The sequence below is a fragment of the Pseudomonas sp. NFPP07 genome, from assembly GCF_900115645.1.
In the GTDB taxonomy this organism is placed as follows: Bacteria; Pseudomonadota; Gammaproteobacteria; order Pseudomonadales; family Pseudomonadaceae; genus Aquipseudomonas; species Aquipseudomonas chlororaphis.
Genome location: NZ_FOXG01000007.1, coordinates 230,238 through 251,062 on the forward strand (window position 1 = coordinate 230,238; position 20,825 = coordinate 251,062).

The 20,825-nt window shown below is 63.7% G+C and carries 26 protein-coding genes; 10 read left to right on the forward strand and 16 right to left on the reverse strand.

The genetic code is table 11. The features are described from left to right. Nucleotides 1–128 precede the first annotated feature (128 nt). From ftsY to rpoH, 4 genes are all read left to right on the forward strand, one after another. Entirely contained in the window at nucleotides 129–1,733 is a 1,605-nt protein-coding gene (gene ftsY / locus BM019_RS19420) for a signal recognition particle-docking protein FtsY (protein ID WP_092419393.1), read from the forward strand. Then, a complete protein-coding gene (gene ftsE / locus BM019_RS19425; protein ID WP_007921216.1) occupies nucleotides 1,730–2,401 on the forward strand; it encodes a cell division ATP-binding protein FtsE in 672 nt (223 codons plus the stop codon). Before ftsY ends, ftsE begins: the two co-directional genes overlap by 4 nt. Continuing rightward, nucleotides 2,398–3,420 carry a permease-like cell division protein FtsX gene (gene ftsX / locus BM019_RS19430; protein WP_009046038.1) on the forward strand — a complete coding sequence of 341 codons (1,023 nt, stop codon included), beginning with the start codon at nucleotides 2,398–2,400 and terminating at the stop codon, nucleotides 3,418–3,420. Before ftsE ends, ftsX begins: the two co-directional genes overlap by 4 nt. Before the next feature lie 115 nt (nucleotides 3,421–3,535). Then, nucleotides 3,536–4,390: an RNA polymerase sigma factor RpoH gene (gene rpoH / locus BM019_RS19435; protein ID WP_007921212.1), complete on the forward strand. Its 855-nt coding sequence runs from the start codon at nucleotides 3,536–3,538 to the stop codon at nucleotides 4,388–4,390. A gap of 137 nt (nucleotides 4,391–4,527) precedes the next feature. Here rpoH and mtgA read toward each other — a convergent pair whose 3' ends face one another. Next, nucleotides 4,528–5,250, reverse strand: coding sequence for a monofunctional biosynthetic peptidoglycan transglycosylase (gene mtgA / locus BM019_RS19440; protein ID WP_092419711.1), 723 nt, complete (start codon nucleotides 5,248–5,250; stop codon nucleotides 4,528–4,530). Nucleotides 5,251–5,323: 73 nt separating this feature from the next. On the opposite strand from mtgA, the gene BM019_RS19445 reads away from it, so the two are divergent. The 4 genes from BM019_RS19445 (at nucleotide 5,324) to trmB (ending at nucleotide 7,583) form a co-directional block, all read left to right on the forward strand. Then, nucleotides 5,324–5,695 carry a DUF423 domain-containing protein gene (locus BM019_RS19445; protein ID WP_092419395.1) on the forward strand — a complete coding sequence of 124 codons (372 nt, stop codon included), beginning with the start codon at nucleotides 5,324–5,326 and terminating at the stop codon, nucleotides 5,693–5,695. A 90-nt stretch (nucleotides 5,696–5,785) separates the two neighbouring features. After that, nucleotides 5,786–5,986: a sulfur carrier protein ThiS gene (gene thiS / locus BM019_RS19450; RefSeq protein WP_007921206.1), complete on the forward strand. Its 201-nt coding sequence runs from the start codon at nucleotides 5,786–5,788 to the stop codon at nucleotides 5,984–5,986. Between the two features lie 67 nt (nucleotides 5,987–6,053). After that, the gene (locus BM019_RS19455) at nucleotides 6,054–6,848 is read left to right on the forward strand and encodes a thiazole synthase (protein ID WP_007921204.1); all 795 of its coding nucleotides are present in this window, start codon (nucleotides 6,054–6,056) and stop codon (nucleotides 6,846–6,848) included. A 9-nt stretch (nucleotides 6,849–6,857) separates the two neighbouring features. Beyond that, nucleotides 6,858–7,583: a tRNA (guanosine(46)-N7)-methyltransferase TrmB gene (gene trmB, locus BM019_RS19460; RefSeq protein ID WP_016704842.1), complete on the forward strand. Its 726-nt coding sequence runs from the start codon at nucleotides 6,858–6,860 to the stop codon at nucleotides 7,581–7,583. Nucleotides 7,584–7,690: 107 nt separating this feature from the next. Here trmB and BM019_RS19465 read toward each other — a convergent pair whose 3' ends face one another. The 11 genes from BM019_RS19465 to BM019_RS19515 form a co-directional block, all read right to left on the reverse strand. Beyond that, nucleotides 7,691–8,239 (reverse strand): RNA 2'-phosphotransferase, encoded by a 549-nt coding sequence (locus BM019_RS19465; protein ID WP_092419398.1) that lies wholly within the window; start codon nucleotides 8,237–8,239, stop codon nucleotides 7,691–7,693. Nucleotides 8,240–8,396: 157 nt separating this feature from the next. Continuing rightward, nucleotides 8,397–8,720, reverse strand: coding sequence for a DUF3392 domain-containing protein (locus tag BM019_RS19470; RefSeq protein ID WP_007921199.1), 324 nt, complete (start codon nucleotides 8,718–8,720; stop codon nucleotides 8,397–8,399). A 22-nt stretch (nucleotides 8,721–8,742) separates the two neighbouring features. Next, on the reverse strand, nucleotides 8,743–9,945 hold the full coding sequence (gene hemW, locus BM019_RS19475; RefSeq protein WP_092419401.1) for a radical SAM family heme chaperone HemW: 1,203 nt from the start codon (nucleotides 9,943–9,945) through the stop codon (nucleotides 8,743–8,745). After that, on the reverse strand, nucleotides 9,942–10,538 hold the full coding sequence (gene rdgB, locus BM019_RS19480) for an RdgB/HAM1 family non-canonical purine NTP pyrophosphatase (protein ID WP_009046030.1): 597 nt from the start codon (nucleotides 10,536–10,538) through the stop codon (nucleotides 9,942–9,944). The genes hemW and rdgB overlap by 4 nt, the downstream gene beginning before the upstream one ends. Next, nucleotides 10,535–10,969 (reverse strand): DUF4426 domain-containing protein, encoded by a 435-nt coding sequence (locus BM019_RS19485; protein ID WP_009046029.1) that lies wholly within the window; start codon nucleotides 10,967–10,969, stop codon nucleotides 10,535–10,537. The genes rdgB and BM019_RS19485 overlap by 4 nt, the downstream gene beginning before the upstream one ends. 27 nt (nucleotides 10,970–10,996) lie before the next feature. Next, the gene (gene metW, locus BM019_RS19490; RefSeq protein ID WP_007921185.1) at nucleotides 10,997–11,617 is read right to left on the reverse strand and encodes a methionine biosynthesis protein MetW; all 621 of its coding nucleotides are present in this window, start codon (nucleotides 11,615–11,617) and stop codon (nucleotides 10,997–10,999) included. A 7-nt stretch (nucleotides 11,618–11,624) separates the two neighbouring features. Continuing rightward, entirely contained in the window at nucleotides 11,625–12,764 is a 1,140-nt protein-coding gene (locus BM019_RS19495; RefSeq protein ID WP_009046028.1) for a homoserine O-succinyltransferase MetX, read from the reverse strand. A gap of 209 nt (nucleotides 12,765–12,973) precedes the next feature. Then, nucleotides 12,974–13,267 (reverse strand): DUF167 domain-containing protein, encoded by a 294-nt coding sequence (locus BM019_RS19500; RefSeq protein WP_009046027.1) that lies wholly within the window; start codon nucleotides 13,265–13,267, stop codon nucleotides 12,974–12,976. A gap of 13 nt (nucleotides 13,268–13,280) precedes the next feature. Beyond that, the gene (locus tag BM019_RS19505; RefSeq protein ID WP_009046026.1) at nucleotides 13,281–13,871 is read right to left on the reverse strand and encodes a YggT family protein; all 591 of its coding nucleotides are present in this window, start codon (nucleotides 13,869–13,871) and stop codon (nucleotides 13,281–13,283) included. A gap of 10 nt (nucleotides 13,872–13,881) precedes the next feature. Beyond that, nucleotides 13,882–14,700 (reverse strand): pyrroline-5-carboxylate reductase, encoded by an 819-nt coding sequence (proC, locus tag BM019_RS19510; protein ID WP_009046025.1) that lies wholly within the window; start codon nucleotides 14,698–14,700, stop codon nucleotides 13,882–13,884. 34 nt (nucleotides 14,701–14,734) lie between these two features. Then, nucleotides 14,735–15,433 (reverse strand): YggS family pyridoxal phosphate-dependent enzyme, encoded by a 699-nt coding sequence (locus BM019_RS19515; protein WP_009046024.1) that lies wholly within the window; start codon nucleotides 15,431–15,433, stop codon nucleotides 14,735–14,737. Between the two features lie 57 nt (nucleotides 15,434–15,490). On the opposite strand from BM019_RS19515, the gene BM019_RS19520 reads away from it, so the two are divergent. Then, nucleotides 15,491–16,525, forward strand: coding sequence for a type IV pilus twitching motility protein PilT (locus tag BM019_RS19520; RefSeq protein ID WP_092419404.1), 1,035 nt, complete (start codon nucleotides 15,491–15,493; stop codon nucleotides 16,523–16,525). Nucleotides 16,526–16,601: 76 nt separating this feature from the next. Here BM019_RS19520 and BM019_RS19525 read toward each other — a convergent pair whose 3' ends face one another. Further along, on the reverse strand, nucleotides 16,602–17,234 hold the full coding sequence (locus BM019_RS19525) for a C40 family peptidase (RefSeq protein ID WP_009046022.1): 633 nt from the start codon (nucleotides 17,232–17,234) through the stop codon (nucleotides 16,602–16,604). Nucleotides 17,235–17,484: 250 nt separating this feature from the next. On the opposite strand from BM019_RS19525, the gene BM019_RS19530 reads away from it, so the two are divergent. After that, nucleotides 17,485–17,904: an NINE protein gene (locus BM019_RS19530; protein ID WP_092419407.1), complete on the forward strand. Its 420-nt coding sequence runs from the start codon at nucleotides 17,485–17,487 to the stop codon at nucleotides 17,902–17,904. Nucleotides 17,905–18,009: 105 nt separating this feature from the next. On the opposite strand, the gene BM019_RS19535 is transcribed toward BM019_RS19530, so the two are convergent. Genes BM019_RS19535 through pyrR form a run of 3 tightly spaced genes read right to left on the reverse strand, consistent with a single transcriptional unit; the run spans nucleotide 18,010 to nucleotide 20,815 of the window. Next, on the reverse strand, nucleotides 18,010–19,281 hold the full coding sequence (locus BM019_RS19535; protein WP_009046020.1) for a dihydroorotase: 1,272 nt from the start codon (nucleotides 19,279–19,281) through the stop codon (nucleotides 18,010–18,012). After that, nucleotides 19,278–20,282 carry an aspartate carbamoyltransferase catalytic subunit gene (locus tag BM019_RS19540; protein WP_007929978.1) on the reverse strand — a complete coding sequence of 335 codons (1,005 nt, stop codon included), beginning with the start codon at nucleotides 20,280–20,282 and terminating at the stop codon, nucleotides 19,278–19,280. The genes BM019_RS19535 and BM019_RS19540 overlap by 4 nt, the downstream gene beginning before the upstream one ends. Nucleotides 20,283–20,308: 26 nt before the next feature. After that, nucleotides 20,309–20,815 carry a bifunctional pyr operon transcriptional regulator/uracil phosphoribosyltransferase PyrR gene (pyrR, locus tag BM019_RS19545; protein ID WP_007929976.1) on the reverse strand — a complete coding sequence of 169 codons (507 nt, stop codon included), beginning with the start codon at nucleotides 20,813–20,815 and terminating at the stop codon, nucleotides 20,309–20,311. Nucleotides 20,816–20,825: the final 10 nt, after the last annotated feature.

The following is a 20,825-nucleotide window of genomic DNA, read 5'->3' on the forward strand; positions in this document are numbered from 1 at the left end:
TGCCATTGGGCACCTCGACAAAATGTTGCGCGTGAACAAGCCGGCGGAAACGCAGTCTGTTCTGCATCGAATATTTATTTGCCGGTGCGCCTTGATGGCGCGTCGCTACCTTGAGATAGCCGTCCTCCATGTTTGGTTCCAACGACGACAAGAAGACCCCAGCCGCGGCTGGCGAGAAGAAAGGCCTGTTCGGATGGCTGCGCAAAAAGCCGCAGGAAACCGTCGTCGAACAGCCACAAGTCCCTGTCGAGCCTGCCCCGGCTCCCGCTCCCGTGATAGAACAAGCCCCGGTTGCCGAGGCCGCGGCTCCTGTGGCGTTGCCGATCGCCGAGCCGATCCGGCAGCCTGAACAGCCCGCACCAGCGGCCGAACCTGCTCCTGCGCCAGAACTGCCGCTGACCCCCGATGCCGAGCACAAGCCCTGGCTGACCCTGCCGGTGGCGGAAGAGCCGGTGGCGCTGGTGGAAGACGAGCAGGCGCCGCACATTACTCCGCCGATTCCGGCCGCGACCGATCTGCAGCAAGCTGCCGAGCTGTTGGTGGCCGAGTTGGCACACAGCAGCGAGCCAACTGAAGCCCAGGCGCAGATTGAAGCAGAGGATGTGCCACAACCGGTGATCGCGGCTTTCGTGAAACCCGAACCTGTTCCAGAACCGGAACCTGCCCCGGTTGTCGTTGCTCCAGTTGCTCCAGTTGCTCCAGTTGCTCCAGTTGCTCCAGTTGCTCCAGTTGCTCCAGTTGCTCCAGTCGCGGCGGTCGAAGCGCCCGCTGTCGCCGAGCCGCCCCGTGCCGAGGAAAACAAAGTCGGTTTCTTCGCCCGCCTCAAGCAGGGCCTGTCCAAGACTAGCGCCAGCATCGGCGAAGGGATGGCCAGCCTGTTCCTGGGCAAGAAGACCATCGACGACGAGCTGCTGGAAGATATCGAAACCCGCCTGCTGACCGCCGACGTGGGCGTGGAAGCCACTGCGGTGATCATTCGGAACCTGACCCAGAAGGTCGCGCGTAAACAGCTGACCGACGTCGATGCGCTGTACAAGTCGCTGCAGGCCGAGCTGGCGAGCATGCTCAAGCCGGTCGAGCAGCCGCTGCGGATCGCTTCGCAAACCAAGCCGTTCGTGATCCTGGTAGTGGGCGTCAACGGCGCCGGCAAGACCACCACCATCGGCAAGCTGGCCAAGAAGCTGCAGCTCGAAGGCAAGAAGGTCATGCTCGCTGCGGGCGACACCTTCCGCGCCGCGGCGGTGGAACAGCTGCAGGTCTGGGGCGAGCGCAACAAGATCCCGGTCATCGCCCAGCACACCGGCGCCGATTCGGCTTCGGTGATTTTCGACGCCGTGCAGGCCGCCAAGGCCCGTGGCATCGATGTGTTGATCGCCGACACCGCCGGTCGCCTGCACACCAAAGACAACCTGATGGAAGAGTTGAAGAAGGTTCGCCGGGTGATCGGCAAGCTGGACGCCGACGCGCCGCACGAAGTGCTGCTGGTGCTCGACGCCGGTACCGGCCAGAACGCCATCAACCAGGCCAAGCAGTTCAACCAGACGGTCGAGCTGACCGGCCTGGCCCTGACCAAGCTCGATGGCACCGCCAAGGGCGGGGTGATCTTCGCCCTGGCCAAGCAGTTCGGCCTGCCGATCCGCTACATCGGCGTCGGTGAGGGCATCGACGACCTGCGTACCTTTGAAGCCGAACCCTTTGTCCAGGCACTGTTTGCCGAGCGGGAGCGTTCATGATTCGTTTCGAACAGGTCGGTAAGCGTTACTCGAATGGCCATGTCGGCCTGCACGAGCTGAGTTTCCGGGTTCGTCGCGGCGAGTTTCTGTTCGTCACCGGCCACTCCGGCGCCGGCAAGTCCACGCTGCTGCGGTTGCTGCTGGCCATGGAGCGTCCAACCAGCGGCAAGCTGCTGTTGGCCGGTCAGGACCTGAGCACCATCAGCAATGCGCAGATTCCATTCCTGCGGCGGCAGATCGGCGTGGTGTTCCAGAACCACCAACTGCTGTTCGATCGCACCGTTTTCAACAACGTCGCCTTGCCGCTGCAGATCCTCGGCCTGTCCAAGGCTGAAATCGCCAAGCGCGTGGACTCGGCCCTGGAGCGCGTGGCGCTCTCGGACAAGACCGATCTCTACCCGGGCGACCTGTCCACCGGTCAGCAGCAGCGTGTCGGCATTGCCCGCGCCATCGTGCACCGCCCGGCCTTGCTGCTGGCGGACGAACCCACAGGTAACCTCGACCCGCGTCTGGCGGCGGAAATCATGGGCGTATTCGAAGATATCAACCGTCTGGGCACCAGCGTGCTGATCGCCAGTCACGACCTGGCGCTGATCGCGCGCATGCGTCACCGCATGCTGACCTTGCAACGCGGCCGATTGATCGGCGACGGGGAGGCTGGCGTATGAGTGCAACCCGTAGCCCCAAAGTGGCCGAACGCGTGGCTCCGAAAGCCTCGGACCAGCCGCCGCAGAAGAAAAAACGCGACGAAGACGACGGCCCGGATTTCGGCACCCTGCTGCATGCCTGGATCGAAAGCCACCGCGCCAGCCTGCTGGACAGCCTGCGTCGCCTGGGCAAGCAGCCGATCGGCAGCTTCTTCACCTGCCTGGTGATGGCCGTGGCCCTGAGCCTGCCGATGGGCTTGTCGTTGTTGCTCAACAACGTCGAGCGCCTGGGCGGGTCCTGGCAGCGCGCGGCGCAGATTTCCCTGTACCTGGAACTCGACGCCAGCGCCACCGAGGGCGAAAGCCTGAGCGAGCAGATCAAGGCCATGCCGGGCGTGGCGGATGCCGAGTTCATCAGCAAGGACAAGGCCCTGGACGAGTTCCAGCAGCAGTCCGGGCTGGGCGAGGCGCTCAAGGAGTTGCCGCAGAACCCGCTGCCGGGCGTGGTCCTGGTCACGCCGAACGAAGTGGACAAGGCAACCCTGGAAGCCTTGCGTCAGCGCCTGGCAGAAATGCCCAAAGTGCAGCAGGCGCAACTGGACCTGGTGTGGGTCGAGCGGCTGGCGGCGATCCTCAAGCTGGGCGACCGGTTTGTCTTCGGCCTGACGGTGTTGCTGGTTTCCGCATTACTTTTGGTGATAGGCAATACCATTCGTCTTCATATTGAAAACCGCCGCACCGAGATAGAAGTGATTAAACTCGTCGGCGGCACGGACAGTTATGTGCGGCGTCCCTTCCTTTATATGGGCGCCCTGTATGGCTTCGGTGCGGGGATACTGTCCTGGGGTGTTCTGGCGTTCGGCCTCGACTGGCTGAACGACGCGGTAGTGGGGCTGGCCGGTTTGTACGGCAGTGATTTTGCCCTGGCTGGCGTGCCGGTCGCCGATGGTCTATCACTCTTGCTTGGCGCGGTGTTGTTGGGGTATATCGGTGCGTGGATTGCGGTCGCCCGCCACTTGCGGGAGCTGGCGCCGAAATAGTGTCTTTTTGCTTGTATTGACCTTTTAGAATTTTTGGGAACTTGTTTTGCGGTTTCCGGTCAATTTTCAGCAGTGCTGAATAAGCACGAGTTATGTGAGTCGGAGGTTTTTTCGTATGACCACTTCTTTGCAACCTGCTTATGCCTTGGTCCCGGGTGCGAACCTGGAGGCCTATGTGCACACGGTGAACAGCATTCCCTTGCTGACGCCCGAGCAGGAGCGTGAACTGGCCGAGAGTCTCTACTATGAGCAGGATCTTGAGGCGGCTCGGCAGATGGTGCTCGCCCACCTGCGTTTTGTCGTACATATCGCCCGTAGCTATTCCGGCTACGGTCTGGCCCAGGCCGACCTGATTCAGGAAGGCAATGTCGGGTTGATGAAGGCTGTAAAACGCTTCAACCCGGAAATGGGTGTGCGTCTGGTTTCGTTCGCCGTGCACTGGATCAAGGCGGAAATCCACGAGTTCATCCTGCGCAACTGGCGCATTGTGAAAGTCGCGACCACCAAGGCCCAGCGCAAGCTGTTCTTCAACCTGCGCAGCCAGAAGAAGCGCCTGGCCTGGTTGAACAACGAAGAAGTCCATCGTGTGGCGGAAAGCCTCGGTGTGGAGCCGCGCGAAGTGCGCGAGATGGAAAGCCGCCTGACCGGCCATGACATGGCCTTCGACCCAGCCGCCGAAGCGGATGACGACAGCGCCTTCCAATCGCCGGCCAACTACCTGGAAGACCACCGGTACGATCCGGCCCGTCAGCTGGAAGATGCCGACTGGACCGACAACTCCACCAGCAACCTGCACGAGGCGCTGGAAGTGTTGGACGACCGCAGCCGCGACATTCTCTACCAGCGCTGGCTGGCGGAAGAGAAAGCCACGCTGCACGACCTGGCACAGAAGTACAACGTGTCGGCCGAGCGTATTCGTCAGCTCGAGAAGAGCGCGATGAACAAGCTCAAACTGTCGATTGCCGCGTAAGACGCCACGCAATAAAAAACGCCCCGATCCGATCGGGGCGTTTTTGTTTGTGGCGTTGACGCTGTGGTGTCTGTGGGGACGTTATCGCGATCCTACAGAAGAAGACGCGGGCCTGTAGCGCGATCAGATCCTGGGCGTCACTGCGCCCACAGCGCCTTGCGCGAATCGTTCAGGCCCAGCAGGTAGCTGTCGCCACCCAACTGGCTCATCTGTCGGCGGATCCAGCCGGCCCGTTGTGCCACGTAGCTGCTCGGATGGCTGGCGCTCCATACCCGAGGGTTGGGCAGGACCGCGGCCAGCAGGCTGGCCTGTTGCCGCGACAGCGAGCCCGCGCTGACACCGAAGTGGTGCCGCGCCGCGGCCTCGGCGCCAAATACGCCTTCGTCCCACTCGGCGCTGTTGAGGTAGACCTCGAGAATCCGTTGTTTGGGCCAGAAGATCTCGATCAGTCCGGTGAACCAGGCTTCCAGCCCTTTGCGCAGCCAACTGCGCCCAGACCACAGGAACAGGTTTTTCGCCACCTGCTGGCTCAGGGTGCTGGCGCCGCGAATCGAGCCGCCGCGCTCGTTGTGGGCAAAGGCGGCCTGGATCGCGCCAATGTCGAACCCCCAGTGCTCAGGGAACTTCTGGTCTTCGCCGGCGATCACCGCCACCTTCAGGTCGTCGGAGATTTCGTCCCAGGGTTTCCAGCTGCGTTGCAGGTCGATGGGCTCGCCGTCGATCCAGGATTCGATCTTGCGTTCGACCATCAAGGCCGTGCCCGGAGGCGGCACGACGCGGAACACCAGCACCAGCAAAACGCTGCCGACGGCGAACCAGAGCAGGGCTTTAGAGAAACGACGGAAAAATAAACGCAGCATAGAGATGGCTTGGCCGAACCCATTGAGCGCGCCATTATACAGGCCCGACCGACGATTCTGACTGGAGTTCCTCATGCTGCGTGGCTTCCTGATGCTGGCCGCCTTTTTCGGCTTCACCGGCGTTGCCCTGGGCGCATTTGCCGCCCACGGCCTGAAAAATCGCCTGAGCGCGGAATACCTGGCGATTTTCCATACCGGCGTCACCTACCAGCTGGTGCATGCCCTGGCGCTGCTGGGTGTGGCGCTGCTGGCCACGCAGATTCCCGGCCGCCTGATGACCTGGGCCGGCGCTTCGTTCGCCATCGGCATCCTGCTGTTTTCCGGCAGCCTCTACCTGCTGACCCTGACCGGTTTCAGCAAGCTGGGCATCGTCACCCCCTTCGGTGGCCTGGCCTTCCTGGTCGGCTGGTTGTGCCTGGGTCTTGCCGCCTGGCGGTTGAGCTGACCGGCAGGTCCATTTCGAGACGAATGGCTTGGGTCGGCCAGACTGATCGGGCTAGAATGCTGGCCCCTAAAAATGATGGCGGCATTCGGCATGCGCATTCAATTGAACGGCGAATCCTTTGAACTGCCCGACGGCGAAACCGTTGCGGCCCTGCTGACCCGTCTGGACCTGACCGGACGCCGGATCGCGGTCGAACTCAACCTGGATATCGTCCCGCGCAGCCAGCACGCCGAGACCACCCTCAACGAGGGCGATCAGGTCGAAGTGGTACACGCCATCGGCGGCGGCTAGCCACCCGGGCCAGGGCTGGCCCCACCCACGCATTCTGCAAGAACCTCACCCCAACAGAGGATTTCCGATGAGCAACGTTCGCAGCGACAAGCCTTTCGTCCTGGCCGGTCGTACTTACCAGTCGCGTTTGCTGGTAGGCACCGGCAAGTACCGTGACATGGAAGAAACCCGCCTGGCCATCGAAGCCTCGGGGGCCGAGATCGTCACCGTCGCCGTGCGCCGGACCAATATCGGGCAGAACCCGGGCGAACCGAACCTGCTGGATATCCTGCCGCCGGATCGCTACACCATCCTGCCGAACACCGCTGGCTGCTATGACGCGGTCGAGGCCGTGCGCACCTGCCGCCTGGCCCGTGAGCTGCTCGACGGTCACAATCTGGTGAAGCTGGAAGTGCTGGCCGACCAGAAAACCCTGTTCCCCAACGTGCTGGAAACCCTCAAGGCCGCCGAAGTGCTGGTCAAGGAAGGTTTCGACGTGATGGTGTACACCAGCGATGACCCGATCATCGCCCGCCAGCTGGCGGAAATGGGCTGCATCGCGGTCATGCCGCTGGCCGGCCTGATCGGTACCGGCCTGGGGATCTGCAACCCGTACAACCTGCAGATCATCCTCGAAGAAGCCAAGGTCCCGGTGCTGGTGGATGCCGGTGTCGGCACTGCCTCCGACGCCACCATCGCCATGGAGCTGGGTTGCGAAGCGGTGCTGATGAACTCGGCCATCGCCCATGCGCAACAACCGGTGCTGATGGCCGAAGCCATGAAGCACGCCATTGTGGCAGGCCGCCTGGCGTACCTCGCCGGCCGCATGCCGAAGAAACTCTATGCCAGCGCCTCCTCGCCGCTGGATGGTCTGATCAAGTAAGAGCCATTGATGACTGAATCAAACGACACGCCAATCCAGCCGGAAGCCGGCGACGAGCGCCAACACCGCCGCATCAAGAGTTTCGTGATGCGCGCCGGGCGCATGACCGAAGGCCAGCAGCGCGGCCTGGAGCAGGGCGCGCCGCTGTATGTGCTGCCACTGGCCGACGCACCGGTGGATTTCGATCAGGTGTTTGGCCGCTCGGCGCCACGCTCCCTGGAAATCGGCTTCGGCATGGGCCACTCGCTGCTGGAAATGGCCGCGGCTGCGCCGGAGCAGGATTTCATTGGCGTGGAAGTGCACCGTCCGGGTGTCGGCGCGTTGCTCAACGGCGTGCTGACCCAGGGCCTGACCAACCTGCGGGTCTACGATTGCGATGCGATCGAAGTGCTCAACCGCTGCATCGCCGATAACAGCCTGGATCGCCTGATGCTGTTTTTCCCCGATCCGTGGCACAAGAGCCGTCACCACAAGCGGCGTATCGTCCAGGCGTCCTTCGCCGAGCTGGTGCGCAGCAAGCTGAAGGTCGGCGGCATCCTGCATATGGCCACCGACTGGGAGCCTTATGCCGAGTACATGCTGGAAGTGATGAATGTCGCGCCGGGTTACCGCAACCTGGCCGAAGACGGCAAGTGCGTGCCGCGCCCGGCCGAACGCCCGATCACCAAGTTCGAGCGCCGCGGCGAACGCCTGGGCCATGGGGTGTGGGACCTGAAGTTCGAAAAGCTGGCGTGAGCCCTGCTGTGTAGGAGCATCCGGTCGATGCTCGATTGCTCGCGATCGGCTGCCAGGCTGAAAGATAGCGGCGCTGCGAAGTCCGCTATCGCGAGCAAGCTTCGCTCCTACAGGGGCGAGAGGAAATCGACGGGAACGTGATCGGTCAGCCAGACCCCGTTCTCCGCCTGATAGAACTTGAAGCCCTGCGCCTGCATGTCCTGTGCGGCGATCTTGAGTACCACCACCTTCCCGTAACGCTGCCCCACTGCTTCGGCGGTCGCCAGGTCCTGTGACAGGTGCACGTGATGACGTGTGCCCGGGATCAGGCCTTTCTCGTTGATCGAGTCCATGAACCGCGTGGCGGTGCCGTGGTAAAGCACGGCCGGTGGCTGCTGTTCAGCGAGCTGCAGGCTCACGGTCTTGCTGGAATGGCCTTGCACGGCGCGGATACGCTGGCCGTCCTCGGACAGGGCAAAGCGTTTCTTGTCGTTGCTGGCGACCACCTCGGCGATCAGTTCGGGTGTCAGCTGGCGTCCTTCCCTGGCTGCACCGCCGATCAAGGCCTCGACTTCGGCCCAGCCTTCGCTGTCCAGCCGCAGGCCAATCGCCTGCGGCTCGTGACGCAGCACGTAGCTGAGGAACTTGCTGACTTCTTCGGCGGCTTTCCTGCTCATATTCATCCTTGTGCATAAGTCATGTAGCCGCTGCCGCAGGCTGCGATCGGTTGCGAAGCGACTGCCAAGCCTGTCGATGCGATACGTCAGGTGTAACGCGGTGTCTGGGTTTATGGCTGCTGCGCAGCCAATCGCAGCCTGCGGCAGCGGCTACAGGTCAGCGACGGTCGGCGACGACACCGATCAGCACCAGCACCACCAGCAGCACCGGCGCCAGGCTGTAGTTGTTGAACTGGCTCAGGCCGCGGACGATCCACGGCGTGGCGTAGATCAGCGCGGCGCCGCTGCCGATCATGCACAGCAACGCCATCATCGGTACGCGCAGGGCGCCAGCGAGGCCGCCCAGGCGTGCTTCGACCCAGCCCTTGATATCGGCGCCGAACAGCACCAACAGGCAGCCGACGAGGGCCAGGGAGATTTCTGAAAGGTTGCTGCGACTCCAGCGGGACACGGTAGCGAGCAGGTCGAGTATCAAATCCATTCGTTTTCCCTTAGGGCTGAAATCAGCTCAGAAATTTCTGCAGCAAGTCATTGAGGAACAGCTGGCCGCGCGGGGTGGCGGCCAGGCGTGACGGTTCGACCTGCAACAGGCCGCTTTGTTCGGCGTCGCGGCGACCTTCGGCGAGGCTTTCCAGGGGCAGCCCGGTACGCTGCGGATACAGCCGCGCCTCGACGCCTTCGGTCAGGCGCAGGGCGTTCATCAGGAACTCGAACGGCAGCTCTTCGTTGCTCAGGTCCTTTTCGCCGGCCTTGAAGTTTTTCGCCGGGTTGAGGTAGTCCTTGGGCAGGCGGGTCTTCCAGGTGCGCACGATGCGCCCGTCCGGATGGCTGAGCTTGCCGTGGGCGCCGGCGCCGATGCCGATGAAGTCGCCGAAGCTCCAGTAATTGAGGTTGTGCCGGGCCGCCCGACCGGGCTGGGCATAGGCCGAGACTTCGTACTGGGCATAGCCGTGCTCGGCCAAAAGCGCCTGGCCGGCTTCCTGGATGTCCCACAGGGTGTCGTCTTCCGGCAGCGTCGGCGGCTGGTTCCAGAACACCGTATTGGGTTCCAGGGTCAGCTGGTACCAGGACAGGTGGGTCGGCTTCATGGCGATGGCCTGGCGCAGGTCGCCCAGGGCGTCGTCCAGGGACTGGTCGGGCAGGCCGTGCATCAGGTCCAGGTTGAAGTTGTCGAACCCGGCCTGGCGCGCCATGCCGGCGGCGCGCACGGCTTCGTCGCCATTGTGGATGCGGCCCAGGGCCTTGAGCTTGTCTTCCTGGAAACTCTGGATGCCGATTGACAGGCGATTGATGCCCAGGGCGCGATAGGCGGTGAACTTCTCCTGTTCGAAGGTCCCGGGGTTGGCTTCCAGGGTGATCTCGATGTCGCGGGCGAACGGGATGCGTTGCTCCACGCCTTTGAGCAACCGGCCCAGGGCCTGGGCGCTGAACAGGCTCGGCGTGCCGCCGCCGAAGAAGATCGAACTCAGCTCGCGGCCGTAGACGGCGGGCAGGTCCTGGTCGAGGTCGGCCAGCAGGGCGTCGACGTACTCTTTTTCCGGCAGCACCGGGCTGGCGGCGTGGGAGTTGAAGTCGCAGTAAGGGCATTTGCGTACACACCACGGGATGTGGATGTACAGCGCCAGGGGCGGCAGCTGGGGCAGGGCCGCCCGGGGCGTTTGCGCACCGCCGAGAATCAGCGGTGGCGCGGACGAATCAATGGTCATTGCAGGCTCAAGCGTTGCCGCAGAATGGCCATGGCGCGGGCGCGATGGCTGAGTTGGTTCTTTTGGATCGGGTCCAGCTCGGCGCTGGAGCAGTTGCGCTCCGGCACCCAGAACAGCGGGTCGTAGCCGAAACCGTGTTCGCCGCTGGCGGCCGTGAGGATGCGCCCGTGCCACAGGCCTTCGCAGAGGATCGGCAGTGGATCCTCGGCATGTCGCACCAGCGCCAGCACACAGACGAACTGCGCGCCGCGCTCGGCCTCGGGAACGTCCTTCAGGGCGTCCAGCAGCTTGGCGTTGTTCGCCGCGTCGCCCTGGCCGTCGGCGTAGCGCGCCGAATAGATGCCCGGCGCGCCGCCGAGGAAATCCACCGCCAGGCCGGAATCGTCCGCCAGCGCCGGCAGGCCGGAAATGCGCGAAGCGTTGCGGGCCTTGAGGATGGCGTTCTCGACGAACGACAGGCCGGTTTCTTCCGGTTCGACGCTGCTGAACTCGCCGATCGAGCGCAGGTGCACCGAGTCGCCGAGCATGGCCTGGAGTTCCTTGAGTTTGCCGGCGTTATGGCTGGCCAGTACGAGTTGGGTAAAAGTCATCATTCGCCGGGGAAAAGCTCTTGGTTGAAGTTGATGGTGTTGATCGCGTCACCGGTCTGCACCTTGATTTCGAAGGTGCGGGTTTCCTGCTGTTCCACCGGGTACTGGGCGATGTAGTAGATCGCGCCCTGTTCGGTGACCTGCTTGAATTTCAGCGGCACCGACTGGCTGGTCAGGTCCTTGACGGTCCCGGTGACCTGGGCGACCAACGGTTTGCCGGCCTTGAGCACGGAAACGTTGATCACGCCCTGGTTCTTGCTGCGCACCAGCTCCGCGGCCTTGGCGATATCCGGTTGCAGGAAGGTGGAGTTGAAGGTGTTGTAGTGCACGGTCACGTCACCGAACACTTCCTGGCGCTCGCCCTTGATGGTGTCGGCGGCCATCGCCGACGCGCTCAGGCACGCTGCCAATAGAAAAGTAACCAAGCGACCCATGATCGTTCTCCTTGCTTTGAACCTGGTTTATACCGCGATCTGGTGGTCCTGCAGGCCGGGGCTGCTGACGCGGTAGATGCCGATCTCACCTAACAGATTAGGCCATAGCTTACTGGCCCACCCGTGCCGGTGCTGTTGATCCACCGCAAGGCGATCGATGACCTTGGCTTCACGTTCGCGGCAAAGCTCTTCAAAGTCCTCGAACGTGCAGAAGTGGATGTTCGGCGTGTTGTACCAGGTGTACGGCAGGAATTCGGAGACCGGCATCCGCCCCTTGCTGGCCAGGTACCAGCGGCAGCGCCAGTGGCCGAAGTTGGGGAAGGTGATGATGCACTGGCGGCCGACCCGCAGCATTTCGTCGAGGATCCGATCCGGGTAGTGCACGGCCTGCAGGGCCTGGGTCATGACCACGATATCGAAGCTGTTGCTGGCGAAGTTGCCCAGGCCCTTGTCCAGGTCCTGCTCGATGACGTTGATGCCCTTGGCCACGCACTCGGCGATGTTGTCCGGGTCGTTTTCCAGGCCGTAGCCGGTGACTTGCTTGTGATCGCGCAGCCAGCTCAGCAGTTCGCCATTGCCGCAACCGAGGTCGAGCACGCGGCTGCCGGCGGGGATCCATTCCTGGATGATTTCCAGATCAGCTCTCATGGCGTCCTCACAGCGTTATACGGTTCATGTAGTTGCCGAACGCCTGCAGGTAACGCGGGATCGGAATCAGGAAGGCGTCGTGGCCCTGTGGGGCATCGATTTCCAGGTAGCTGACGTCCTTGCGCGCGGCCATCAGGGCATCCACCAGCTCCCGCGAGCGGGCCGGAGAGAAGCGCCAGTCGGTGGTGAAGGACATCACGCAGAACTTGGCCTTGGCGCCTTCGAAGGTTTTCGCCAGGTTATCGTCGAAGTTCGCCGCTGGATCGAAGTAATCCAGCGCCTTGGTCATCAGCAGGTAGGTGTTGGCGTCGAACCGCCCGGAGAACTCCTCGCCCTGATAACGCAGGTAACTTTCGACCTGGAACTCGACGCTATGGAAATCGTAGTTGAGCTTTTCGCTCTTCAGGCCACGGCCGAATTTCTCGCCCATGGAGTCGTCGGACAGGTAGGTGATGTGCCCGACCATCCGCGCCAGCATCAGCCCGCGCTTGGGGATCACGCCCTGTTCCTGGAACGAACCGCCGTGGAATTCGGGGTCGGTGAGGATGGCCTGGCGCGCCACTTCGTTGAAGGCGATGTTCTGTGCCGACAGCTTGGGCGCCGAAGCGATGGCCAGGCAATGGCGCACCCGGTCCGGGTAGGTGATGGTCCATTGCAGGGCCTGCATGCCGCCCAGGCTGCCGCCGATCACGGCGGCCCACTGGTGGATGCCAATGCGGTCGGCCAGGCGCGCCTGGCTGTGCACCCAGTCTTCCACGGTCAGCACCGGGAAATCGGCGCCGAACGGCTTGCCGGTGTCCGGGTTGATGCTGCTCGGGCCGGTGGAGCCGTTGCAGCCGCCGAGGTTGTTCAGGCTGACGACGAAGAACTTGTTGGTGTCGATCGGCTTGCCCGGGCCGATGCAGCTGTCCCACCAGCCCGGCTTGCGGTCGTCGGGGCTGTGGTAGCCGGCGGCGTGGTGATGGCCGGACAGGGCGTGGCAGATCAGCACGGCATTGCTCGCCGTGGCGTTCAGCTGGCCGTAGGTCTCGTAGATCAGATCATAGGCTGGCAGGGAGCGGCCGCAGGCCAGGGCCAGGGGCTCGCTGAAATGCGCCACTTGCGGCGTCACCAGACCAACGGAATCGGCGGGAAAGGCAGTTGGCATCGACCCTGCTCTCGTTTAAATGAGGCGTAAGTCTAAAGACCGCTGCCCCCAGCGGCAAGCAAAGGCCGGGGCTGATTCTCCCGCGACTTGTGACGAACCTTGTAGCCGCTGCCGCAGGCTGCGATCGGCTCCGCAGGAGACGTGCTCTTGAGGGCCTCGAAGGGCCTTCGGCCCTTATCGCAGCCTACGGCAGCGGCTACAGAGAGTGATCAGGACGGACGCTGCAGTCCGGGCAGATCCGGGAGTTTTTTCGGCGCGTTGATCCGCACCCGTTTCTGCCGGTTCAGCTCGCCGCTGATCAGGCTGACCTGGCTCTTGGACACGCCGAACGCCTTGGCCAGGAACGCCATCAAATAAGCGTTGGCCTTGCCCTCCACCGGCGGTGCGGTGAGGCGGATCTTCAGGCGCTCGCCATGCAGCCCGGCGAAGTCATCGCTACGGGCCGCAGGTTGCAAGTGGCACTCCAGGATCAGGTCGTCGCCGTCCCAGCGAAAGTAACTCATCGCAGAGGCCGGGTCAGATCAGCAGACGCAGGATTTCCGGCATCATGGTCATGGCCGCCAGGTTGTTGATCACCAGCATGTCGATCAGCTTGAGCACCATGAACGCCAGGATCGGCGAGATATCCAGGCCGCCCATGCTCGGCAGGATGCGGCGGAACGGCGCCAGGGCCGGCTCGCAGATCTGGTTGACCAGTTCGGCGCCCGGGTTATGGCTGCCCGGGGCGACCCAGGAGAGGATCACGCTGATGATCAGGGCGAAGAAGAAAATCTTCATGAACAGCGCGGTCACGCCAATGATCGACCAGATCAGCAGTTGCAGCGGGTTGCCGGTGGTGCCGTAGGTCAACAGCAGGGTCAGGGCCATCAGCAGCAGTTGCACGAGGATCGCCAGGATCAGCGACGACATGTCCAGGCCGAACAGGCTCGGGATGACCCGGCGCATCGGCTTGAGCAGCGGCTGGGTGGCGCGCACGGCGAACTGGCACAGCGGGTTGTAGAAGTCGGCGCGTACCAGTTGCAGCACGAAGCGCAGCAGCACGATCAGCAGGTACAGGCTGCCCAGGGTTTGCAGCACGTACACCGCCGCAGTGTTCAATCCAATCATCATTGGCTCCTTATTGGCCCAGTTGTTCGGCCATCTCGGCCGAGCGGTGCGCGGCGGCACCCAATGCTTTTTCCACCAGGGCTTCGAAGCCACTGGCCTGGAACGACTTGATCGCGGCTTCCGTGGTCCCGGCCGGCGAGGTCACGCGGCGGCGCAGTTCGGCCGCGTCCACGTCGCTGGACACCGCCATGTGCGCCGCGCCCAGCGCGGTCTGGAGGGTCAGTTGGCGGGCGGTTTCCCGTGGCAGGCCGAGTTTCTCGCCGGCGGCGGTCATGGCTTCGATCAGCAGGAAGAAATACGCCGGGCCGCTGCCGGACACGGCGGTCACCGCGTCCAGTTGCTGCTCTTGTTCCAGCCACAGGACGATGCCCACGGCCGACAGCAGTTCTTCGGCCTGCTGGCGTTGCGCCGCGCTCACCGCGGCGGTGGCGTACAGGCCGCTGGCGCCCTGGCGCAGCAGGGCCGGGGTATTGGGCATGCAGCGCACGATCGGCTGCTCGCCGAGCCATTTGTTCATGCTGGCGCAGGTGATGCCGGCGGCGATGGACACGATCAACTGGTGCGGTTTCAGGCTGGGGCGCAGGGCTTCGCACACGGCCTTCATGGCCTGTGGCTTGACCGCCAGCACCACCACGTCGACGCCGGCGATGGCCTCGGCGTTGTCGGCGAACAGTTCAATGCCGTGCTCGGCCTGGACCTTGGCGCGGGTTTCGGCGCCCGGGTCGCTGGCGCGGATCTGGCTGGCGTCCAGGCCCTTGGCGCGCAGGCCGCCGATCAAGCTGGCAGCCATGTTGCCGGCGCCGATAAAGGCGATACGAGTCTTGCTCATGACAGGTCCTTATTCAGAGGTGAGGCCGCCACAGTCATGGCTGGCCATAATCGCGTGCGCCAAACAAAGCGGTACCGATACGTACCCAGGTGGCGCCTTGGGCAATGGCCGCTTCGAGGTCGTGGCTCATGCCCATGGAAAGTGTGTCGGTTGGCAGGTCCAGGCTGTCGCGCAGGTTGTCGTTCAGGCTGCGCACGGCCGCGAAGGCGGCATCCTGGGCGGCACGATCTTCAGTCGGCTCGGGAATCGCCATCAGCCCGCGCAGTTTCAGGCGCGGCAAGGCGCTGATGGCGCTGGCCAGGGCCGGCAGGTCGGCCGGTGTGCAGCCAGATTTGCTGGCCTCGCCACTGACATTGACCTGAATGCAGATGTTCAGCGGCGGCAAGTCGGCCGGGCGTTGCTCGGACAGGCGTTGAGCGATTTTCAAGCGATCCACGGAATGCACCCAGGCGAAGTTCTCGGCGATAGCTCGCGTCTTGTTCGACTGAATGGGGCCGATGAAGTGCCAACTCAAGGGCAGGTCGCCAAGTTCCGCCTGTTTGCCCAGGGCTTCTTGCAGGTAGTTCTCGCCGAAGTCGCGCAGGCCGGCCGCGTAGGCTTCACGCAGCGCCGCGGCGGGCTTGGTCTTGCTCACGGCCAGCAGATGGATGCTGCTTTCGTCACGTTGCGAGGCCTGCGCCGCGGCACGGATCCGTGCGCTAACCAGGGCGATGTTGTCTGCTATCGTGGACATTCGATGTACGCCAGCGGGTCTTGGGTTCGCGGCATTCTACTGGAATTGGGGAACGCTATGGATATCACTGAGTTGCTGGCCTTCAGCGTCAAACAGGGCGCTTCGGACCTGCACCTCTCGGCCGGTTTGCCGCCGATGATTCGCATCGACGGCGATATTCGCCGGATCAACCTGCCGGTGCTGGAGGCGCAACAGGTGCACGAGCTGATCCTGGCCAGCATGACTGATCCGCAACGGGCCGAGTTCAAGGCCGCGCTGGAGATCGACTTTTCCTTCGCGGTGCCGGGCCTGGCGCGCTTTCGGGTCAATGCCTTCAACCATCAGCGCGGCGCCGGCGCGGTCTTTCGCAGCATTGCGGCCAAGGTGCCGGGCATGGACGAGCTGGGCATGGGCGAGGTGTTTCGGCGGATCAGCGAAGTGCCCCGCGGCCTGGTGCTGGTGACCGGGCCGACCGGCTCGGGCAAGTCGACCACCCTGGCGGCGATGATCGATCACCTGAACCAGAGCCGGCACCAGCACATCCTCACCATCGAGGATCCCATCGAGTTCATCCACGAATCGAAGAAGTGCCTGATCAACCAGCGCGAGGTGCATCGCGACACCCGCAGCTTCTCCACGGCCCTGCGCTCGGCCCTGCGCGAAGACCCGGATGTGATTCTGGTAGGGGAAATGCGCGACCTGGAAACCATCCGCCTGGCGCTGACCGCCGCGGAGACCGGGCATCTGGTGTTCGGCACCCTGCACACCACGTCGGCGGCGAAAACCGTGGACCGGGTGGTGGACGTGTTCCCGGCCGAGGAGAAGGCGATGGTCCGCTCCATGCTCTCGGAATCGCTGCAGGCGGTGATTTCCCAGACGCTGGTGAAGCGTATTGGCGGAGGCCGGGTAGCGGCTCACGAGATCATGCTGGGCAGCGCGGCGATCCGTAACCTGATCCGCGAGGACAAGGTGGCGCAGATGTACTCGGCGATCCAGACCGGCGGGGCGCTGGGGATGCAGACCCTGGACATGAGCCTGAAGGCGCTGGTGGATGCGGGGCGGGTCAGCCGGGAGCACGCCCGGGAAAAGGCGAGGGCGCCGGACAGTATTTGAAGAGGTATCGGAGCGGCAAATGCAATCGCGAGCCATCGAGCATGGTGGCTCGATGGCTCGCGATCAGGGAGGGCGATCAGCGCTGAACGATGCGCAGGGTGTTCTGCTCTTTTGGCAGGACCCGCTTGGCCACTACGTAGTTCTTGTCCCAGTACGGCTTCTTCAGGGTATCGATGGTCACCGACTTGCCGCGGCGCGGCGCGTGGATGAAGCGATCGTTGCCCAGGTAGATGGCGACGTGGTTGACCCGGCGGCTCTTGAGGTTGAAGAACAGCAGGTCGCCAGGCTTGAGGTCCTTGCGCTCGACTTTCTGCCCGTGACCGCTGGCCATGGCGTTCGAGGTGCGCGGCAGATCGACGGCGGCGACGTCGTTGAAGGCGTATTTCACCAGGCCGCTGCAGTCGAAGCCTTTACTTGGGCTGCTGCCGCCCCAACGGTAAGGGGTACCCAGTACGTTGACGGCACGGCTGAGCACGGTGCTGCTCTGCTTGGCCGCCATCTGCGGTACCGGCTTGCTGCTGACGCTGCTCAGATGAGTCGGGCGTTTGACCGACAGCTTGTTCTTGGAGCTGTTCTTGCTGACTTGGGTAACGTGGGCTTTTGGAGTGAAGCCGTTCACGTTGGGAAGACGTTGCTCACGATTGGTGGCGTGGGCAGCCAGTGGCATCAATAGGCAAATGGTTAGCCATGTCTTGAAAAATGGACGCATTAGGCAAGGCTCATATGGGTTAGCGCGCAACTTTATAACAGCTTTTTTGTCACTTCTCAGGCCGTTGGTCGATTCAACCTGGAGGTCAAATTCGCTGAAGAGGCGGCAAATTGACGCAATTGTCCGACAGAAGTCAGGCAGTACAAGGGTTTCACGGCAGCGACCTTAACATTTGCCACACGTCGGCTGCCTGTAAAAAAGTCACAAAGAATTAAAGAAAATTTATCTATTGCGTGGAACGAGGTACTCAATGAACACCTATCGCCCGGACGGTTCGACCCATGACACCCACAGCAAGGTGATCGGTTACCTGTTGTGGATTTTCGGTTTTACCGGCTCTCACCGCTTCTATTACGGCAAGCCGGTTACCGGAACCCTCTGGTTTTTCACCCTGGGCTTGCTGGGCATCGGCTGGCTGATCGACCTGTTCCTGATCCCGACCATGGACCGCGAGGCCGACCTGCGTTTTACCCCGGGACCCATCGAATACAGCGTCGCCTGGATCCTCCTGACCTTTCTCGGGATCTTCGGCGTGCACCGCATGTATCAGGGCAAATGGATCAGCGGCCTGCTGTACCTGCTGACTGGCGGGGTGTTCTTTCTGGGGGTCTTGTATGACTTCTGGACGCTGAACGACCAGGTGTCGTTGCGTAACGCGCAGCGGCGTTGAATGCAGGAGCGCCATCGCGAGCAAGCTCGCTCCTACAGAAGAAGTGCGGCGCCCATGGGGTCTGCGCCGTACCTGCAGGAGCGAGCTTGCTCGCGATCATGGCCGTCAGCCCTTGTGGCTGATCCGTCCATCCACCAGGGTGTAACGCACCACGCCTGGCAGGCTATGGCCGAGGAACGGGCAGTTCTCGCCTTTCGACAACCAGTGTTCGCCGGCCACGGTGGACGTGCTCGGGTCGAACAACACCAGGTCCGCCGGAGCGCCTACCGCCAGCTTGCCGGCCGGCAGGCGCAGGGCGTCGGCCGGGCCGCTGCTCAGGCGGGCCAGCAGGGTCGGCAAGTCGAGCAGACCGTCTTCCACCAGGGTCATGGCCAGCGGCAGCAGCAGCTCGACGCTGCTGATGCCCGGCTCGGTGGCGCCGAAAGGCGCCAGCTTGGCGTCGCGTTCGTGGGGCTGGTGATGGCTGGAGATGGCCTGGACCACCCCGGACTTCACGGCCTCGCGCAGGCCTTCGCGGTCAGCGCGCGAGCGCAGCGGCGGCTGGACGTGATAGAGGCTGGAGAAGTCGATCAGCGCGTCGTCGGTGAGGATCAGCTGGTACAGCGCCACGTCGGCGGTCACCGGCAGGCCACGGGCCTGGGCCTGGGCGATCAGGGCCACGCCCCGGGCGCTGGTCAGCTGGCTGAAGTGGGCGCGCACGCCGCTTTGCTCCACCAGCAGCAGGTCACGGGCCAGGGCCACGGTTTCCGCGGTTTCCGGAATGCCCGGCAGGCCGAGGAAGCTGGCGGTGGCGCCTTCGTGGGCCAGGCCGCCTTCGGCCAGGTCGCGGTCCTGGGAGTGGAAAATCACCGTCAGGTCGAAGGTCGCCGCGTATTCCAGCGCCCGGCACAGGGTGCGGGTGCTGCGAAAGCCCTCCAGGCCGTTGCCGAAGGCCACGCAGCCGGCGTCGCGCAGGGCGATCAGCTCGGCCAGCTGTTCGCCGTCCAGGCCTTTGCTCAGGGCACCGATTGGGAACACCTTGGTATTGCCGGCTTCGCGGGCGCGATCGAGGATCAGCTCGGCCACTGCCGAGGTGTCCAGCACCGGCTTGGTGCGCGGCGGGCAGCACAGGCTGGTGACGCCACCGGCCGCGGCGGCGCGGGTTTCGCTGGCGATGGTGCCTTTGCGGCTGTAGCCCGGCTCGCGCAGGGAGACGTTCAGGTCCACCAGCCCGGGCGCGGCCACCAGGCCTTTGGCGTCGAGGCTTTCAGCCGCGTTGAAACCGGCGGGAGCGGCGCCGATGGCGACGATCTTGCCGGCTTCCAGATGGATATCGCTGACTTGATCCAGGCCGCTGCTTGGATCGATGACACGGGCGCCGAGAATGCTGAGCTTCACTGGGCGTTCTCCTGCTCGAATTGTCGCTGGGCGGTCTGCCCGCTCATGGCCATGGACAGTACGGCCATGCGTACCGCGATGCCGTAGGTCACCTGATTGAGGATCACCGAATGCGGACCGTCGGCCACCGCCGATTCGATCTCCACGCCGCGGTTGATCGGGCCCGGGTGCATGACGATGGCGTCCGGCTTGGCGCCGGCCAGGCGCGCGGTGGTCAGGCCGAACAGGCGGTAGAACTCGCCCTCGCTCGGCAGCAGGCCGCCCTGCATGCGCTCACGTTGCAGGCGCAGCATGATCACCACGTCGACGTCCTTCAGGCCTTCGGCCATGTCGGTGTAGACCTTCACCCCGTATTGCTCGATGCCGATCGGCAGCAGGGTCTTGGGCGCGATCACGCGGATGTCCGGGCAACCCAGGGTTTTCAGGGCCAGCATGTTCGAGCGTGCCACCCGCGAGTGCAGGATGTCGCCGACGATGGCCACCGAGAGGTTTTCGAAGCCGCCCTTGTGCCGACGGATGGTGAGCATGTCGAGCATGCCCTGGGTCGGGTGGGCGTGGCGGCCGTCGCCGCCGTTGATGATTGCCACCTGCGGGCACACATGCTCGGCGATGAAGTGCGCGGCGCCGGAGTCGCCGTGGCGCACGACGAACATGTCGGCGGCCATGGCTTCGAGGTTGCGCAGGGTGTCGAGCAGGGTTTCACCCTTGCTGGCCGAGGAGGTGGACACGTTGAGCGTGATCACGTCCGCCGACAGGCGCTGGGCCGCCAGTTCGAAGGTGGTGCGGGTGCGGGTGGAGTTTTCGAAGAACACGTTGCACACGGTCTTGCCGCGCAGCAAAGGGACTTTCTTGACGGCCCGGGCGCCGACTTCGAGGAAGGAGTCGGCGGTGTCGAGGATTTCCGTCAGCAGCTCGCGACGCAGACCGTCGAGCGAGAGGAAGTGGCGCAGCTGGCCCTGATCGTTGAGCTGCAGCGGGCGCTTGGCGTCTAGAGGCGTCATCGCAATGGACTCTTTAGAGGGGCGAATTAAAGGGCGAGGTCTTGAAGCTCGAGTTGAAGCGGCGCAGGACCGGACAATTTTACCCGCTCGTGGGCGGCCAGCGACAGGGTGGCGCCGACCACATTCGGACGAATCGGCAGCTCGGCGGCGTCCAGGTCCAGCAGGCAGACCAGGGTCACGCTGGCCGGGCGGCCGTAGTCGAACAGCTCGTTGAGGGCGGCGCGGATGGTGCGGCCGCTCATCAGCACGTCGTCGATCAGGATCAGGTGCTGGCCCTCGATCTCGAACGGCAGCTCGGAAGGGCGCACTTGCGGATGCAGGCCGTTCTGGCTGAAGTCGTCGCGGTAGAAGGACACATCCAGGGTGCCCAGCGGCGCGTCGCTGCCCAGTTCGGCGAGCAGGGCCTGGGCGACCCAGACGCCGCCGGTACGGATGCCGATATAGCGGGGCTCGCTGATGGCGCGTTGTTCCAGGTGGGCGGTGAGACGCACGGCCATCTGGCTGATCAGTTCGGCGGGATTGGGCAGGCTCATGATTGCTCCT